The following is a 16,642-nucleotide window of genomic DNA, read 5'->3' on the forward strand; positions in this document are numbered from 1 at the left end:
AACGAGAGTGATTAACGATTATGAGTGACAATATTCAGACAGTAACGGTGCTCAGTAAAACCACGTGGACACCCAATTTATTTAGCTTTACGGTCAGCCGTCCTGACAGTTTTAAATTTACTGCAGGGCAGTTTGTGCGTTTGGGGGTCAACCCCAGTCGGCTGAAGTATTATCAGCAGCAGGACGAGGAATTAGCAGCATTGGACGAAGACATATTTCGTGCCTACTCAATTGTCTCCTCACCATTTGATGAGGTGTTAGAGTTTTTCTCTATTGTCATTCCTGATGGCGCTTTTACCTCGCAGTTGCAGCACTTAGAAGTGGGTGATGAGCTGCTGCTCAATACCATGCCATTTGGCTTTTTGACGTTGGCTCGCTACCAAAAACCTCTACCCAAAGACTTATGGTTATTGGCGACAGGTACAGGCTTGGCACCTTTCTTGTCGATGCTCCAAGACCTAAAGACATGGAACGACTACGAGCATATTGTACTGGCCTACAGTGCGCGCTCGGTGGAAGAGCTGGCTTATATTGAGCTGATTGAACGCTTGCAAGCAGACTTTGGCTCGTTGGTGGACAACCCTGCCAAGCTGATTTTTATTCCTATTGTCACCCGCGAGCCCGTCGATGGCGCATTGACGGAGCGCTTGCCGAAGCTGCTATTGGACGGTACGCTACAAGAGCGTGCAGGTATTGCGCTGGATGTCGACAGCACCCATGTGATGCTCTGCGGCAACCCTGAGATGGTAGAGGATACCAAAGAAGCCCTAAAGACATTGGGGCTGGTGATGAACCGTCGCGGCGAGGGCAATATCGCGGTAGAAAATTATTGGTAAAAGCTATTGATGTATTGATAAAAGCTGCCGCTACAGGTGTTTGCTTAAATCTGATAAATAAGAGTTGTATTGCCGTTGTACAAAAACGCCGCTACTTGATAGACGAAAAGTAGCGGCGTTTTAATGGTTTATTACGTACGATTGATAACCCATGTAGTTGGATATCAAACCTGACTGGGCTCGGTGGCATCTGCGACAGGGTTGATCGGGCCTTGCATCAGTTCAGGCTCATCGGCATCGCTAATGATATCTTCATTGCTACTGGCGGCCAGTAGGTCACGATAGTTGATCTGAGTCTTTAAGATCATCTGCTCTTCTTCAAGCTCGCCATAATTGACCTGCACCTTGTGCAGTGTGCTGATGATTTTTTTGTTCTTTTTTAGCCAGCGGTTGATATCGAGGTAGATAACCTCGTCTTTGGCACGAGCGATGTTGATATACGATAAGATAAAGCCGAGTGGGTCTTTTTTGAGGATACGATGATAAAACCAGATAAACAGCTTGATGCCTTGGCGCTTGATAAAAGACTCGCAGCGCAGGTTTAGTACATCGGTATAGGTCTGCTGGCCAAAGACAAAACGCTGCACATTGCGATCGAGCTGTACATGAATCAAGCTAAAGTTACTGGCGACCTCGATATAGATGCCTGAGATATCAATAGTACAGTATAGGCGAAACCAGTCGTCGTGCATCTCAACGCGCAGCTCTAAGATGGCCTTTACATTGTCGGTGACAAACTTTTGCAAGGCATCGTTGACGTATTGCTGCGCCACCGGCAGCGATAGCTCGTTTTCAAACTTATCGGTGGTTTTGTTATAAAGGTTTTTGACAGATTGGGTGAGGCGCTCCCAGCCGTCGCTAAATGACTCATCAAAACGATAGCCAATGTTTTCAAAGTACTCATCAAAACTGTCTGAATTGTTTACGTTATCACTCATGTTATCAAAGCCACTCAAACGTATTATCCTTATAGTGCGCTATTAAAGTATGCACTTCTTGTTGTGTTCCTGCATATTATTGAAAGCAAGCATCCCAATGATAGGGTGTTTGTTTTATAGTATCTCGACTATAGCATTTATAAAGCAGTATATAACAAATATCGTGGCTTCAAAATGAACACAGGCGTTTTATCGTAAATGATTTGTTTGCAGTGTGGATGGCGCGCCTGTTTGGCGGTTGTGCTAGCGACGCAATTCTATGTCATGTTATGATAGCCTCGGCACGGCATGAGTCAACCGCTTAGCGGTGCCTATTCATTGATACATAGATGAGCGGCAGACTTGTGCTGCGACGCTCATACCCTTAAGCTGAGAGCAACTGTGGCCTATATTAAAGACTCACAAAGTTATCATTTTTCAGCGCAAGCCCCTAAGCGCGATAGAAGCCTGCCTATGGCGATCGTCATCGCTGTGAGTGTGCATGTGCTGATTATTTTTGGTATCAGTTTTTCTATGGGGCAAGATCCGGCAGCGATGATGCAGGATGTGGCCAAGGCCTTGACGGACAACATGCAGCCAAATGAGGACGCGCACTTTATCGCCAACGCCTCGCAGGTCGGTGGCGGCACGATAGAAGAGCAGCTCAGGCAAGAAACCGATCAGGTCAGCCCGCTGTCAGCTGAGCAAATGAGCGAGACACAAGATGTGATCAACTTGCAGCGGCAGACCCGTCAGCAGCGCTATCAAGAAAGCTACCTGCGTACCACCTTGAGCTGGCGACAGGCAACCGTCGAGTCTGATAATGACAGTACGCAAGAGCAAGATGATATCTTGGCGCAAGAGGAGCGTCTGCGTAAACAAATCGCGACATTAGAGGCGCAGTTGTCCCAGCGTCAGCAGATCTATGCGACCAAATCAAAAGTGGTGACGGTCGATAGTAACTCAACGACGCGCGGCGCTGCAGCGGATTATATCAATACGTTTCGTGAGCATGTCGAGCGGGTCGGCAACCTGCATTATCCAGCGCAAGCTCGGGCGCAGGGTATCACCGGCGACGTACGCTTGATGGTGGTTATCAGTAGTGATGGCAATGTCAAAGCCATCCGTTTGCTAGAGAGCTCAGGCTCGACGATATTGGATGAAGCGGCAAAGCAGTCAGTGCGTCAAGCAGCACCCTTTGGCAAATTTACCGAAGACATGAAAGATATTGTAGAGCTGCGTTTGATACGCACTTATCAGTACAGCGATACAGTCAATGTGACGTATTAGCGGATGAGGTATCAATAAGCGACGTATTAAAAAGCGATACAGCAAATCAAATAAAAGCTGTTTGCCAGCAAAGGCGAACCGGCACTTAGATATCACAATACACTTAAACAAAAAGAGTCAGTATGGAATTTTTAGGTTTTACAGTCGATGTTGCTGCTTTGACCAGTAACGCATTGAGCTTGGTAATCAAAGTGGCTTTTGCCATCGTTATATTTGTGGTCGGGCGCTGGCTGGCCAAAAAGGCCGTTACCTTTGCTCATGGTATTATGCGCCGCAGTCATTTAGATGATACGGTGGCCAGCTTTTTAGGGCGCTTGCTTTATGGCGTATTACTGGTGGTAGTGGTGTTGGCCGCGCTGAGCAAGGTTGGGGTCCAAACGACATCGGTCGTTGCCATACTGGGCGGTGCAGCGGTCGCGATTGGTCTGTCGTTAAAAGATCAGCTATCAAACTTTGCCGCTGGTATCATGATCGTTACTTTTCGCCCCTTTGTGCGCGGTGATTATGTACAGATTAGCAGCTACACAGGGACGGTGACCGATATTACATTGATCAATACTCACCTAACCACGATCAATAACCACGACATCATCATCCCAAATGGCGATATCACCACCTCTGCGGTGACCAATTATACGGCGCTGCCCAATCGCCGCGTCGATATCACGGTTGGGATCGGCTACGATGCCGATATCAAAACTGCCAAAGAGGTGATGCTGAGCTTGGCCAGAAACAACCCAATGGCCTTTACCGACCCTGAGCCTATCGTACGCGTGACCAATCTGGGCGACAATTCGGTAGATTTGACCCTCAATGTCTGGACGACCAATGCTGATTGGTGGACGATGCAGTGTGATTTGCTTGAGCAGTTTAAATACGCTTTAGACGATGAAAAGATTGAGATTCCATTCCCGCAGCGTAGCGTCCATGTCAAAGGCTTGGATCAGATGATTAATCAAATGGGTCAGTCGCAAAAACTGCCCATGACTAAAGACTGAGCATATAACTAAAGACTGAACAAGGATTGGTTATTCAGCGCTTGTTCTAAGGGATTGGTTCGGTCAAAAACCATCTCGTCAAATTTAAGCGTTTGGTAGATAGGGGTTTGGGAGATTGAGACTTGCCAAAATCCCTATCTCAAACCCTTCCATCTCCTCTTGCTCAGCTTGTCCAAGCTCGTGATCAAAGCCTAGTAGATGTAGCATACCGTGTACCAATAAATGACTGATATGCTGCGCGACGGTCTTGTCTTGTTCGGCGGCTTCTCGTACCACGACTTCATGACAGATGATCAGCTCGCCGAGTGGTAGGGTCGGCATCAAGTCAATAATAGCGACGGGTAAGTCGCTTGGATAGGATAAGATATTGGTCGCATAATCCTTGCCCCGTGCCTCTAGGTTTAATTCACGACCTTCAGTTTTGTCAGTAATATAGATATCTAGCGCTTTGATTTTGTGCTGCCACGTCTCAAGACTAATATCTGTAAAATAAGGGAGCATCAGACCGTTTTCTATACGTCTATCTATATATTTCAAAGTTGCAGCCATGATTGGCAATAGGCGATCTGCACTGTAGTAACGACTAATTAATCCTTCATCGATACTATCAAGAGCGCTGACATCAAGCTCAACTTTTTCTAGATTATTTATCTTTAGGGCGTTCATGTTATCGTTGTTAGATTGGTTCATAGCGTCACCTTAGGGGGAGATATAGTCGATTCTAAATAAAAAAGATAGATTGTATGTCAACGTGGAACTGGTATAAATTTTTCTTGCGTGCTGTGCCTACGCCGACAGAGGCTGCGAAAATTTCACTGCGCATTGTCTGAAAAATAGCCGCCGCCAGTGCCACATTTGAATGTTCAACACGCCCTAACGAAAAGACCAGATCACTATGTTTAGTAATCCGGTCTTTTGGGTTAGACATAACGGTTTAATGACGTTTAGCTACAGTTTAGAGGCTGCATCTGCCACCGCCTGTCTGCGCTCTTGCTCTTTGATGCGCTCAAACTTACGTTTTTCTTGTAGCGCGATTTGCTCTTCATCAAACACATCATAGGCTTCGACGATTTTTTGTACCAACTGATGGCGCACCACGTCTTTTGAGTCAAACTTAGTAATATGAATCTCTTCGATACCGCTTAAAATATCCATCGCCTGTGCCAAGCCTGATTTGGTACCGCGTGGCAAGTCGACCTGTGAGATGTCACCGGTGATGACCGCGCGTGAGCCAAAGCCAAGACGCGTCAAAAACATCTTCATTTGCTCAGGTGTGGTGTTTTGCGCTTCATCCAAGATGACAAATGAGTTGTTTAAGGTGCGGCCACGCATATAAGCCAGCGGCGCAATCTCGATGATTTGTCGCTCGATCAATTTGCCGACCTTCTCAAAGCCAAGCATCTCATAGAGGGCATCGTAGAGTGGCCGCAGATAGGGGTCAATCTTTTGTGTGAGATCACCGGGTAAAAACCCAAGCTTTTCCCCAGCTTCTACCGCTGGACGTACCAGCAGTATGCGCTCAATCTCATTGCGCTCTAGCATATCGACCGCGCAGGCCACCGCCAGATACGTTTTGCCGGTACCGGCAGGCCCAATACCAAAGGACACATCAGAGCTGAGCACGTTTTTGACATAGCGCTGCTGGTTGCCCCCGCGCGGGATGATACGGCCTTTGCGCGTGCGCAGGCTAATGGGGGTAAACTCATTTGCCGAATCCAAATCAGCTGTATCGCTCTCATCATCGGCAGACTCTTGCTCATCGTCTGCCATGTCTTCATCGCGGGAGACGCTCGATTGGATAATCAAATGCAGCTCTTCTGCACTGATATCCTTGGTGTTTTGCGCTTCATCGACCAGCTTATAAATGATGCGTTCGCCGCGCTCGACCGCAGTCACATCTCCGCTCAGGCAAAAGTCGCCTTGGCGTTGAATGATCTTGATATCGAGGCGATCTTGTAGGTATTTCATGTGGTTGTTGTATTCACCAAGCACGGTTTTGAGCTGTGCTGGGGTTAATGATTCAAACTTTATACGGCGGCTCATAGAATCAGTCAAGCGATTATCCTTGTGTTGTGTACCCGCTGCTATCGCCTAGTCTGATGAGATCAACATGGAGAGTGCTACGGGCTTCAGAGATAAAAAATAAAATGATAAAAAATAAAATGAGTAATAAAAATCGTTCGTCAAAGTGTCTGGGCGGGCAGTGTGTCACGCGCCTTTTAACACGCAGGAGGCCTATCTGCTAGCGATATAGATAACGGTAAATTATTATTGGTTTTGGGGTTAATGATAAATCAATGTCTTGTCTTCATTATGGTAGATAGTTTTTAAAATTCAAGCCATTGCCTGCCCAGATGGCGGGGTTTTTGTATGTAGATTGCAACCACAGGCTGGTGGGCAAATGGCTGCAATGGTGAGATATGCTTTGGCGTAGCTTACCCTCATGTCAGTCTTTTATGATATGACCGCAAACAGGCGAGTACACGCTTTGCATACGTGTCAGGACACAGAAACACAAGCAAACTGTGGTAATCTAGGGCATTAATAAATAACGCCTGAAAAATAAGAAAGCACACCATTAAAAGCAATATGATTAGGAATAGCATGATGCAAAATACCAATGCAACGTCATCAACTGTCAAAAAAAAAGCAGCAATCACCGACCAGCAAGTGCTGATCGCAGGCGGCGGTCATGTGGGTCTGTCTTTTGCCTTGCTGCTCGCCCATCACGGCATCAAAAGTACTTTACTTGAAAAAAACAGTTACCCAACCATCAGCCCGCAAGATGACCGCACGCGCAGTCATTATTTGGACAGTCGCAACACCGCTCTGTCGCGGCGTACCGTACAGATTTATCAAGAGATTGGGCTGTGGGATGAGCTACAAAGCCATGCCTGCCGTATTGATGCGGTACAGATCAGCGAGCAAGGCAGCTTTGGCCGCGCGCAATTAAATAAGGCGGACGAGCAAGTCGAGTCGTTTGGGCAAGTGATGGAAAACGCTTGGCTGGGGCGTAAGCTACTACTGGCCGCGCAGCAGGAGTCGCTGATTAGTATCATTGATAATGCCAACGTCATCGCTGTCGAGCAGCAGCCTGATGGCGTGACGCTCAGCTTTAGCTACTACGGCGAAGAAGAGCACGAGCAGCAGCTGCAGGCCAGTCTACTGGTCGCTTGCGATGGTCGCGACTCTACCGTGCGTCAGTTATTGGACATTGGCACGACGACGTATGACTATCAGCAGACCGCCATCGTCGGAGTGGTAGAGACGGATAAGCCGCACGACCATGTCGCCATTGAGCGCTTTAGTCCAGCAGGGCCACTGGCGGTGCTGCCATTGACCGACCCAGAAGGCGATGGCAATGAAGAATATCAACAAGGCTACAGACGCTCGGTGGTTTGGGTCTGCCCAAAAGGCGAAGAGACAAGATACCTAGAAGATGATGCGCATTTTTTGGCGACATTGCAGCAAGCGTTTGGCGAGCGTGCTGGCACGTTTGTCAACGCTGGTCGCCGCGGTGGCTACCCGCTGACGCGTGTACTGGCAGATAAACAAGTCGCTGGCCGCTGCGTCATCATGGGTAATGCCGCCCACACCTTGCATCCCGTGGCAGGTCAAGGCTTTAATCTGTGTATGCGCGATGCTCACGTACTGGCAAAAATGCTGAGCGCGCAAGTGCTGCGAGGCGAGGATATCGGTAGTCCGGCATTGCTCACGCGCTACGAAAAAGCCCGACAAACCGACCAAAAGCGCGTCATTCGTTTTTGTGATGCGGTCGTCCATGGCTTTACCCATCCCAATCCAGCGATTAAGCTAGCGCGTAACATGGCACTGGTGGCGTTTGATAAACTGCCCAATATCAAACCGCTGGTGGCAAATTATGCCATGGGCTTAAAATCGTAATACCCATAACTAAAGTGATGCGCTATTTTTAGCCCATTTAGATAATTATCAAGTGAATTGAAGATACGCCCTAACACGTCCTGATATCGAGAGCTAACTTATGACAAACAACCATACACTCATTATCGGCGGCGGTATCGTCGGTGCGACGCTGGCGCTAAAGCTGGCGCAGGCCAAAATGCCCGTGACCTTAATCGATGCGCGTCCTGCTCGAGATGAATCTGCATGGCAACAAATGCTTGGCAAGCGCGATGCCCGTGTTTATGCGCTGAGCCTCGCCAGTATTGCGCTGTTAAAAGACGTAGGCGCTTGGCAAAAGATAGCGCTATCAGGACGAAAGGCGGATTACTCGCAGATGCAGGTATGGCAACTAAATGGTATGGGCGAGCTATTATTTGGCGATAGTGAAAGCAGTACGCCAGCGCTGCTTGGCAGTATGGTTGAACCAGCGGTCATCGAGTATGCCTTGTGGCAGCGTCTGTCTGAGGAGGATGTCAGTGATTATCTGACCGTCATCGCAGGGCAAAAAGTTGTCAATATGGACTGGCGCGGGACGCAGCAGGGCTACCGTGTGACGCTAGCGGACGGCGCTGCTATCGATACGCATCTGCTCGTCGGTGCCGATGGTCGCGGCTCGTTTGTCCGTCAGCAGGCGGCGATTGGGCTGGACACGCTTGATTATAACCAAACCGCGATTTGCTGTGCGATTCAGACTGCCAAGCCCCATCAAGCGACCGCGCGCCAAGCCATGCTACCGACCGGCACGCTGGCTCTGTTGCCCTTAGCGGATATCACTGATGAGGATAAAGCTACGCCGCAGCATTGGCAGTCCATTGTCTGGACACTACCGCGCAATGACGCACTGGCTTTGCTCGAGGAAGACGAGCGCGTGATCGCTGATAAATTGGCCGCTGCCAGTCATTATGAGCTTGGCGCAATCGAGCAGATAGAGTCCATCGCCAGCTTTCCACTGACCGCGCAGCAAGCGAAGCGTTATGTACAGGACAATTTGGTACTAATAGGCGATGCCGCCCATGGTGTGCATCCGCTGGCAGGTCAGGGGTTAAATCTGGGTATGCTCGATGTCAAGGCGCTAAGTGAGCATCTGATGCACGACTATGCGCGTAGCGGCGATAAGCTGTGGGGCAGTAACCAAACCTTGCGTAGCTATGAGCGTCTACGCCGACCGCATAATAGCCTGATGATGCACAGCTTTTCGGCGCTTAATTGGCTGTTTGCAGGCTCGCTTGCGCAGATGCGTCCGATTCAGCAGATTCGCAGCGAAGGCATGTACCGCGTTGGCAAGATAAAACCACTCATGCGATTGTTTGCGAAGCAGGCGAGTGGGGTTTAGGATTGCTTATTTTTAGTGACATAGAGTTAGTGACATAGCATGAGTATAAGTATGACCTATCATAACCAGTAAGGCATTCACTATGACAAAGTTTAAGACAACAAAATTCTCTACTGCCTTATGGATGATAGGAGCTGTGGTAATAGCAGGCTGCCAATCAGTGACTCCAGCCACAAATAACATGGCACAAGAGGTTTTAAAGCCCTCCACTTGCGTGGTTGAACCGCCACCTGTTGATGAAAATGGCAAACCTATGCCAGTGGATTTGGACGATAGATTGTCTATGGAGTTACGAGTGTTTTTCGATAAATATAGTGCCGAAATAAAGGAACAATATACTCCAGAATTGAATAAGATCATAGCGTTCGCGGATCGCTGTTCTAACCTGACTTTTTTTGTCCAAGGGCATACCTCCACAATTGAACAGCAAGCCATTGACGAGAAAGCTCTACATCTCAAAGGCTCGTCTCAGCCACTGGACTTTATCTCATTAGCGAGTGCTCGTGCACAAAGTATCAAAAACTACTTGGTTAATTTGGACCTGCCAGCGCATAGAATTCGCACCTTTGATTGTAGCGCTGATAATCCTATTGCTCCTAATGATACCGAGGAGGGAGCTATTATGAATCAGCGAGCGTTCGGTTGGATATCAGCGCGAGATAGGTATGATCAAATGCTACTAGAATGCAGAGAATTTTAAAGGCAAAATATTATGAAAACCAAATTGAGAAATACATTTTTAATTTTGGTAAGTGCTTTGGCGTTATCAGCCTGCCAAACATCTGTTTCACAAAATCAAGCAACTCAAAATATTAATGCCCCAGTTGCTAAAGCTATTTTAGACAGCGATGGGGATGGTGTGCCTGATGAGCTGGATCAATGCCCAGGCACTCCGTATAACGTGGTAATAGATGAAAGAGGCTGTCCGCACTCCTTACTTTTTGCTGAAAATGAATTCAGAATGGAAGCTAGAGCCTATTATGATGAAAATAGCAGTGAGATAAAAAGTGAGTATTATGAACAGCTAGATAACGCAGGCAAGAAAATGCAAGATCATTTGGACGCTGTCATGCGTGTTGAAGGGCATATATCCAAGCGTGAAGAAACTAACGCCAATCAAACATTATCAAGATACCGTGTGGAAGGGGTCAAAAACTATGTGATCATGAAGTATGATATTGACCCTGACCGTATCAAAACTTCTTATTATGGTTCAGATCGCCCAATTGCACCAAATGATGCTGAAAACAGTTGGCTCAACCAGCGTATTTATGCGCTTATTAGCAATGTTGAATAGTGTATTCAGCGTTTGAAAATTAAAAAAGTAAACTTATCAAATGCTACCCCAACGCCGAAAACGCCACCATCAGTACGGGCGAGACAATATTAATAATAAAGCCAAAACTAATCGCCAGTGGCACCACTTTTAGACCGCCAGATTGTTGAATAATCGGCAAGGTAAAGTCCAAGCTCGTTGCGCCGCCAAGGCCGACCGCTGCTGACGGATACTTACGCATAAAGACGGGAATAAATAGCAGCGCAAAAAACTCACGTATCAAGTCATTAAACAGCGCCACGCTGCCCCAAATCGCCCCATAAGCATCGGTCATGACGATGGCCGATAGCGAGTACCAGCCAAATCCAGACGCCAGCGCCAAGCCTTTTGTCCACGATACATCGCTAAACATCAGCGCAAAGACAAGTCCGCCTACCAATATCGAAAAGGTAAAGATAATACTCATCTCTACCCCGCGCTTATTGAGCAAGACTTCTTTTAGGGTGATGCCTGAGCCTTTGAGACCGATACCGACGAGTAAGATCAAGATCATCAGCAGGACAGTCATGGTGTTCTCAGGCGGTAGATAGCCTTCGGGCAAAAAATACCCAATCACCATACCGATGACGACGCAAACCACTTGTGCCAAGCTGCCTCTAATACTGACCCGATGCTCTTTAGATTTGGCTACTGGTTTTTTGGCTTGCCAAGGTTTTAGATGATCAAAGAGCATTAGGCTAAATAGCCCCGTACCTATGGTCAATATCGACAATATAATGACATACAAGGCAATCTCACCTATCTGACTGCCCAGCCCTTCCACTTGTGACAGCTCGATACCGATGAGCGCCAAGATAATAAACACCAAGTACGACAAGCCTTTATCCGCAAGCTTGGTCATTTCGGGATTTGAGGGGATGGCAAAGCCAATGAACATCGGCATAAGAACAAGAACAAGGGTAATCAGGCTTTGCATGTTGGCAGGCTCGCAGCGGTTTTAAACAAGCCGAAGATTGTATCATATTCATTTATAAATACGGCTATCCGCGCATGATATTCATCATAAAATAGAACGATACTGGCCGCGAGTAGTACTTTTATATGCTTGGCTTGTCTTTACCTGATCAACTTTTGTTGCTACATTAAGGCACTCAATCTCTGTGGTCAGCCCTATGTCGCTCTATCAGCTCAAATCTCAGTTTCAAGACCAGTTGCGTCCCATAAGCGATACATTGGCTAAGTCAGGATGCAGCGCCAATCAAGTGACGATATCTGCTGTGATACTCAGCCTAGGGACGGCCTATGTGATTGCCAAGCCTGCGGCACACCATCAGGCGCTTTGGGCGCTGCTACCGTCGTCGCTGTTTGTGCGTATGGCGCTCAATGCCATCGATGGCATGATGGCGCGTGAGCATGCACAGGCATCTGCGCTGGGCGGTGTGCTCAATGAAGCAGGTGACATTATTGCCGATACGGCGCTCATCAGCAGCTTGCTACCTCATAGCGCTCAGTCAAGCTGTCCATCTAAAAATGTGATTGACCAACAGGCTCATCAGCAGCGTCATGTCTTTGTGCTGATGATACTGAGTGTCAGCACTGAGCTGATAGCCATCGCCTGCGATGCTGCGGTGGGCGCTCGAGCCAATCAAGGGCCGCTGGGCAAAAGTGACCGTGCGTTTGTGTTGGGCGTGCTTGGGGCGGCAAAAAGCCTTAGCGTACCGATATCATTGTCTCATCGCTCAGCAAGTCCGTTTTTTATGCTAATAGAAATACTACTGCTAAAAACGTGCCTCAATCGTCTGCGCTATATGGCTGCATTGTATCTACAGCATCAGCCGCCTGTACCGCGCTCAGCCCATACTACTTTGGAGTCCCAGACCATGTCTTCTGATTTTATAAATATAAATGATACAGCGGCGCAGGATATGCCAGCCTCTCCTAGTGCGGCGACAGAAGTATTACAAGCTGCCGTGATAGAAGGCGAGAGCTGCTATAACGCGTATGATGGCACGGCGATTTATTACCGTTATTGGCTAACGATGCCTATTGAGCAGTTAAAAAACGCCGATCAATGCTTACGGCAAGTGATTTTGTTGCACCGTGGTCATGAGCATTCAGGACGTCTGGCAGAGCTGGGGCAGCAGTTTGCAGCGGCAGGCTATCAGGTGTTTGCGTGGGATGCGCGCGGCAATGGCCGATCAGGCGGTATCAAAGATCATGCCGAGAGTGTCACCGAGCTTGAGCGCGATTTAAATGACTTTGTTCAGCTGGTGATGGGACAAACCGGCATCGCCATCGACGACACACTAATCGTCGCCAGTAGTATCGGTGCCGTGCTTGCCGCCGCGTGGGTGCATGATTATGCGCCCAACATCCGCGGCATGATACTCGGCACACCTGCGCTCAAGATACGTCTGTATCTGCCTTTTGCCATACCGTCGCTAAAGGTAGCGCGTACGCTTGGGCTGATGTCACGCGTCAGCAGCTACGTCAAAGCGCAAGTACTCACCCATGACCAAGACGCGCAGCACGCCTACAATGCCGACCCGCTGATCTCTAGCAGCATCTCAACCGACCTGCTGATCGACACGCACGCGACCGGTCAGCGTCTGCTCGATGATGCAGAGGCCATCACCGTACCGACCTTTGTCTTGTGTGCTGGCAAAGATTATGTGGTAGATAAGCAAGCAGAGCGGACATTTTATGAGGCGATCAATAGTTCAAGCAAACGCTGGCAGCTGTATCCTGATAGCTACCATGCCATCTTTCATGAGACCAACAAAGCCGACGTGTTTGCCGACTGTCTAGCGTTTGCCGAGGAGGTATTTAGCACACCGGTACAAACAGTGGATTTAAGAGCGGCGCATTTGCATAGCGCTAGCAAAGACAAGGTCGATCGACTGGCCATCAAGCCATTTAATCCAAGCTTTGCGCTAACTCGGTTGGCGATGCAAAAATTTGGTCATGTCAGCGATGCGATCGCCACAGGGCTTGAGCATGGCTTTGACTCAGGGCATTCGCTCGATCATGTCTATCAAAACCAGCCTAGTGGCCAAAACAAGTTTGGTCAAGCGGTCGATAAATTCTATCTTAACAACATCGGCTGGCAAGGCATTCGTATCCGCCGCGAGCATATATTAGAGCTGGCGCGTACCGCACTGACAGCTATCGAAGACAACAACCCCCAAGGTAAAAAACCAAGTAGCTCTAAGCGCTATCAACCAAAGCTGCTAGATATCGCCAGTGGCCATGGTTATTATGCATTTGATCTGTTGACGGAATTTACGGGACTACAAGCTGAGCTGCGAGATTATGAGGTACATAATATTCAAGCGCTACAAGCAAAAGCTGAACGCTTAGGTATCACTGATCGAGTGGTGGTCAGGCAGCAGGACGCTTTTGACCCTGCCAGTTATACGCAGGCCGTGCAGGAGGATAGTGTCACCGCATCATCACTACACATGTCATCATCAAACAACGCAAAATCTGATGCAGGGTTTGATATCGCTATCGTCTCTGGATTGTTTGAGCTGTTTTCTGACAACCGCTTACTCGAGACTGCATTAGCAGGTATTTATGATAACTTAAACACAAATGGCTACCTGATTTATACCAATCAACCATGGCACCCTGAGCAAGAGTTTATCAGTAAAACCTTAAACAACCATCGCGGCCGTGACTGGGTGATGCGTTGCCGCTCACAAGCGGAGATGGACCAGCTGATCAGGCAGGCAGGCTTTCAAAAAGTCAGCATGCGTATCGATCGTTTTGGTATCTTTACAGTGTCGCTGGCGGTAAAGGTCGCCCCGCTCGATGACAAATAAGCACACAACATATGAGCGTGTGCAGCTGTTTTCGGGAGGCGGCTCGCGCTTTGCCTATTATCTGGGCAGTTATGCCGCGCTGGTCGCCCATGATTTGAGGCCAGATATGATCATAGGTACTTGCGGCGGTAGCCTCTCGGCGTATTTGGTACATCTTGCGCCTGAGCCAAAAGACTTGCAAGCACTGCTGTATAGCCATGAGCTGTATACCGCTATTTGTGCAATCAGGCATGTCAGGCCAGATGAAGCAAATAGACGATTAAAAATGCGCTATATAACGCAGGCCATACAGCGTTGGCGCTTAGCAAGCAAGCAAAGCACCAAACCGCAACGCTCATCGCCAGCCAGCTATGAGCAGCTACTCGCAGAGCTGCAGCAATTGGCCATGTTTCGTATCGATGATGAGCGGTATTGGCTCGATGCGCTATCTGGTGTTGTCAATGAGCGTAATGAGCGTAGAGACAAGAGTGCCTGTGGTCATAAGCGTATTCAAAGCACCAAGCAAGCCATACCTGAGGTTGCCATCATCGCCAGCCGTCTGCAAAAAGCCTCTGGGGTTGACAGCGCGTGGCCACCTGCCTCATATACGGGGGCGGGTCCAGCAGCAGTATTGCAAGAGTTGTTATTTGCCTCGCCGCGTGTGGCGACTATGATGTCGCTTGCCGCCGCCATGCAAGGCGAAGCTGATGATAAGATACGATCACCTGCGCATACGTTTGCTGATGGGCGCATACCGCCGCATGTACAGATAGTGAGCCAGTGGAGGTTTGCAGACGCGATACGTGCGTCTATGGCCGATATGTACTATCTGCCACCTACCCATATTTCAGCGCTCGGTTGGTGTTTAGGCGGTGTCATCAACCTCACGCCCGTTGAGCTGGCCTGTAAGCTGGGGCAAACGGTATTTGCCGAGAGCAAAGCGGGGTATGATACCTGGCTTGCTGCCCCAGCGATTAAGCGTGTCTTTGGTTTTGATCCCAATGCTCGTTTGGCACAGGTGCATGGCTATCATAGAGAGGCAAGCCATCGCCATACCGAGCCGCTGCATTGGTTGCCGTTTGCTGACAATGCCGAGCAGCTCGGAGGCCAAAGCGTGCAAAAGCGCTTTAGTATAAAGCAAATGACCGTAGCGTTGATTCATCGTGATTATGATGGTTTTGTGCAGCAAATGCAGGCGCAGTGGCAATATGGCTATCAGCGAACGAGCAGCTATATTCGGCAGCATACGCTATAGTTGACCTACTTTAGCGCTACCGTTTTACAGGTGTACTGTGTTTATACCTTTGCTTATGCCTATACCGCCAGCGGCTACGCCACATTTATCCCAGTAGCGCGCTTAGACTTATAACGATGGTGTTTTGAACTGACGATATACGAATACCGCGATTTATGCCGAACCGATGATATGACAGATCTTAAACCAAACGCCTTAAAGCCTACCACAGCTGATGCACCGCACGTCATCATCGTCGGTGGCACCAGTGGTTTGGGGTTGGCATTGGCACGTCATCACCAGCAACTGGGCTGGCATGTGAGTGTGGTGGGTCACGATCGCCAAAAAATAGCGCAGATCAATCGTCAGTATCCGCACATCATCACCTATCGCTGTGATCTGACTGACCGCGCCCAAACGCATGAGTTTTTGCAGCGCTTATCTGCCATCACGTTTTATCGGCTGGTTTATAGTGCGGGCAGTTATACCAACGAGCGGGTGCGGACGCTCAATGCGGCAGACAGCACGCGCATGCTAGCGATTAACTTACAAGCATTTGAGCAGGTGTTTTGGTGGGCAAGTGAGCGACTAAAACAGCAGCCGACATCGTTTGACATGAGGCAATATGGCAAGCCAAGTCTCATCTGTATTGCCTCCATCGCTGGGGCGTTGGACTATCCCTATGCCAGCCTCTATGCCAAAAGCAAACGCGCGATGATAGCCACGGCCAGCGCCTATCGCTTGGCACTGCGCCCGTATGATATTCAAGTAAACGGCATCGCCTCAGGCTATATCGATACCCAAGCGCTGCGTGATCTAAATGACGGTGACGCCAGTCATAAGCCATTTATCATCAGTACACAGACCGCCGTCCAGCATGTCATGCAAGCTATCGCTGATGATACCGAGCTTGCCATATTTCCACGAGCGATGCGTTATATTATTTATGCCTTAAACAGTGTGCCCAAGCCGTTATTAGACTGGGTATTACGCAGCCAGCTTGATAAAAACAATGAGTAATGAAAAATGAG

14 protein-coding genes are annotated in these 16,642 nt (G+C 48.7%); 10 read left to right on the forward strand and 4 right to left on the reverse strand.

Going from position 1 to position 16,642, the window contains the following annotated elements; genetic code table 11:
• The first annotated feature begins 17 nt into the window (after window positions 1-17).
• On the forward strand, window positions 18-836 hold the full coding sequence (locus JFC05_RS04015; protein WP_420850559.1) for a ferredoxin--NADP reductase: 819 nt from the start codon (window positions 18-20) through the stop codon (window positions 834-836).
• Between the two features lie 164 nt (window positions 837-1,000).
• On the opposite strand, the gene JFC05_RS04020 is transcribed toward JFC05_RS04015, so the two are convergent.
• Window positions 1,001-1,774, reverse strand: a complete 774-nt coding sequence (locus tag JFC05_RS04020) for a hypothetical protein (protein ID WP_105246581.1) — start codon at window positions 1,772-1,774, stop codon at window positions 1,001-1,003.
• Between the two features lie 381 nt (window positions 1,775-2,155).
• Here JFC05_RS04020 and JFC05_RS04025 point away from each other — a divergent pair, with 381 nt between their 5' ends.
• Both JFC05_RS04025 and JFC05_RS04030 read left to right on the forward strand, forming a co-directional pair.
• Window positions 2,156-3,043 carry an energy transducer TonB gene (locus tag JFC05_RS04025; protein WP_198335871.1) on the forward strand — a complete coding sequence of 296 codons (888 nt, stop codon included), beginning with the start codon at window positions 2,156-2,158 and terminating at the stop codon, window positions 3,041-3,043.
• A 122-nt stretch (window positions 3,044-3,165) separates the two neighbouring features.
• Entirely contained in the window at window positions 3,166-4,041 is an 876-nt protein-coding gene (locus JFC05_RS04030) for a mechanosensitive ion channel family protein (RefSeq protein ID WP_198335872.1), read from the forward strand.
• Window positions 4,042-4,125: 84 nt separating this feature from the next.
• Here the strand turns inward: JFC05_RS04030 and ybeY are convergent, their stop codons facing one another.
• Window positions 4,126-4,731 carry an rRNA maturation RNase YbeY gene (gene ybeY / locus JFC05_RS04035; protein ID WP_198335873.1) on the reverse strand — a complete coding sequence of 202 codons (606 nt, stop codon included), beginning with the start codon at window positions 4,729-4,731 and terminating at the stop codon, window positions 4,126-4,128.
• Window positions 4,732-4,989: 258 nt separating this feature from the next.
• A complete protein-coding gene (locus JFC05_RS04040; protein WP_105244971.1) occupies window positions 4,990-6,084 on the reverse strand; it encodes a PhoH family protein in 1,095 nt (364 codons plus the stop codon).
• 564 nt (window positions 6,085-6,648) lie between these two features.
• Between JFC05_RS04040 and JFC05_RS04045 the strand changes: the two genes are divergently transcribed.
• From JFC05_RS04045 to JFC05_RS04060, 4 genes are all read left to right on the forward strand, one after another.
• On the forward strand, window positions 6,649-7,944 hold the full coding sequence (locus JFC05_RS04045) for an FAD-dependent monooxygenase (protein WP_416376090.1): 1,296 nt from the start codon (window positions 6,649-6,651) through the stop codon (window positions 7,942-7,944).
• Window positions 7,945-8,044: 100 nt separating this feature from the next.
• On the forward strand, window positions 8,045-9,298 hold the full coding sequence (locus JFC05_RS04050) for an FAD-dependent oxidoreductase (protein WP_198335875.1): 1,254 nt from the start codon (window positions 8,045-8,047) through the stop codon (window positions 9,296-9,298).
• Between the two features lie 82 nt (window positions 9,299-9,380).
• Complete coding sequence (locus tag JFC05_RS04055; protein WP_198335876.1) at window positions 9,381-9,998, forward strand: OmpA family protein; 618 nt, start codon at window positions 9,381-9,383, stop codon at window positions 9,996-9,998.
• A gap of 12 nt (window positions 9,999-10,010) precedes the next feature.
• Complete coding sequence (locus JFC05_RS04060; RefSeq protein WP_198335877.1) at window positions 10,011-10,595, forward strand: OmpA family protein; 585 nt, start codon at window positions 10,011-10,013, stop codon at window positions 10,593-10,595.
• Window positions 10,596-10,638: 43 nt separating this feature from the next.
• Here JFC05_RS04060 and JFC05_RS04065 read toward each other — a convergent pair whose 3' ends face one another.
• Complete coding sequence (locus JFC05_RS04065; RefSeq protein ID WP_198335878.1) at window positions 10,639-11,550, reverse strand: LysO family transporter; 912 nt, start codon at window positions 11,548-11,550, stop codon at window positions 10,639-10,641.
• A gap of 196 nt (window positions 11,551-11,746) precedes the next feature.
• Between JFC05_RS04065 and JFC05_RS04070 the strand changes: the two genes are divergently transcribed.
• From JFC05_RS04070 to JFC05_RS04080, 3 genes are all read left to right on the forward strand, one after another.
• A complete protein-coding gene (locus tag JFC05_RS04070; RefSeq protein WP_198335879.1) occupies window positions 11,747-14,398 on the forward strand; it encodes an alpha/beta fold hydrolase in 2,652 nt (883 codons plus the stop codon).
• Entirely contained in the window at window positions 14,388-15,632 is a 1,245-nt protein-coding gene (locus JFC05_RS04075) for a patatin-like phospholipase family protein (RefSeq protein ID WP_198335880.1), read from the forward strand. Before JFC05_RS04070 ends, JFC05_RS04075 begins: the two co-directional genes overlap by 11 nt.
• A 171-nt stretch (window positions 15,633-15,803) precedes the next feature.
• Window positions 15,804-16,631, forward strand: coding sequence for an SDR family NAD(P)-dependent oxidoreductase (locus JFC05_RS04080; RefSeq protein WP_198335881.1), 828 nt, complete (start codon window positions 15,804-15,806; stop codon window positions 16,629-16,631).
• Window positions 16,632-16,642 lie beyond the last annotated feature (11 nt).

The sequence above is a fragment of the Psychrobacter celer genome (assembly GCF_016107555.1).
Lineage (GTDB): Bacteria > Pseudomonadota > Gammaproteobacteria > Pseudomonadales > Moraxellaceae > Psychrobacter > Psychrobacter celer.

What these genes read in the sequence shown, in the direction of transcription:
- JFC05_RS04030 (WP_198335872.1), top strand. Translation starts at nt 3,166, where the DNA reads ATGGAATTTTTAGGTTTTACAGTCGATGTTGCTGCTTTGACCAGTAAC.
- JFC05_RS04065 (WP_198335878.1), bottom strand. Translation starts at nt 11,550, where the DNA reads ATGCAAAGCCTGATTACCCTTGTTCTTGTTCTTATGCCGATGTTCATT.
- JFC05_RS04080 (WP_198335881.1), top strand. Translation starts at nt 15,804, where the DNA reads ATGACAGATCTTAAACCAAACGCCTTAAAGCCTACCACAGCTGATGCA.
- JFC05_RS04060 (WP_198335877.1), top strand. Translation starts at nt 10,011, where the DNA reads ATGAAAACCAAATTGAGAAATACATTTTTAATTTTGGTAAGTGCTTTG.
- ybeY (WP_198335873.1), bottom strand. Translation starts at nt 4,731, where the DNA reads ATGAACCAATCTAACAACGATAACATGAACGCCCTAAAGATAAATAAT.
- JFC05_RS04055 (WP_198335876.1), top strand. Translation starts at nt 9,381, where the DNA reads ATGACAAAGTTTAAGACAACAAAATTCTCTACTGCCTTATGGATGATA.
- JFC05_RS04070 (WP_198335879.1), top strand. Translation starts at nt 11,747, where the DNA reads ATGTCGCTCTATCAGCTCAAATCTCAGTTTCAAGACCAGTTGCGTCCC.
- JFC05_RS04045 (WP_416376090.1), top strand. Translation starts at nt 6,649, where the DNA reads ATGCAAAATACCAATGCAACGTCATCAACTGTCAAAAAAAAAGCAGCA.
- JFC05_RS04075 (WP_198335880.1), top strand. Translation starts at nt 14,388, where the DNA reads ATGACAAATAAGCACACAACATATGAGCGTGTGCAGCTGTTTTCGGGA.
- JFC05_RS04020 (WP_105246581.1), bottom strand. Translation starts at nt 1,774, where the DNA reads ATGAGTGATAACGTAAACAATTCAGACAGTTTTGATGAGTACTTTGAA.
- JFC05_RS04040 (WP_105244971.1), bottom strand. Translation starts at nt 6,084, where the DNA reads ATGAGCCGCCGTATAAAGTTTGAATCATTAACCCCAGCACAGCTCAAA.
- JFC05_RS04050 (WP_198335875.1), top strand. Translation starts at nt 8,045, where the DNA reads ATGACAAACAACCATACACTCATTATCGGCGGCGGTATCGTCGGTGCG.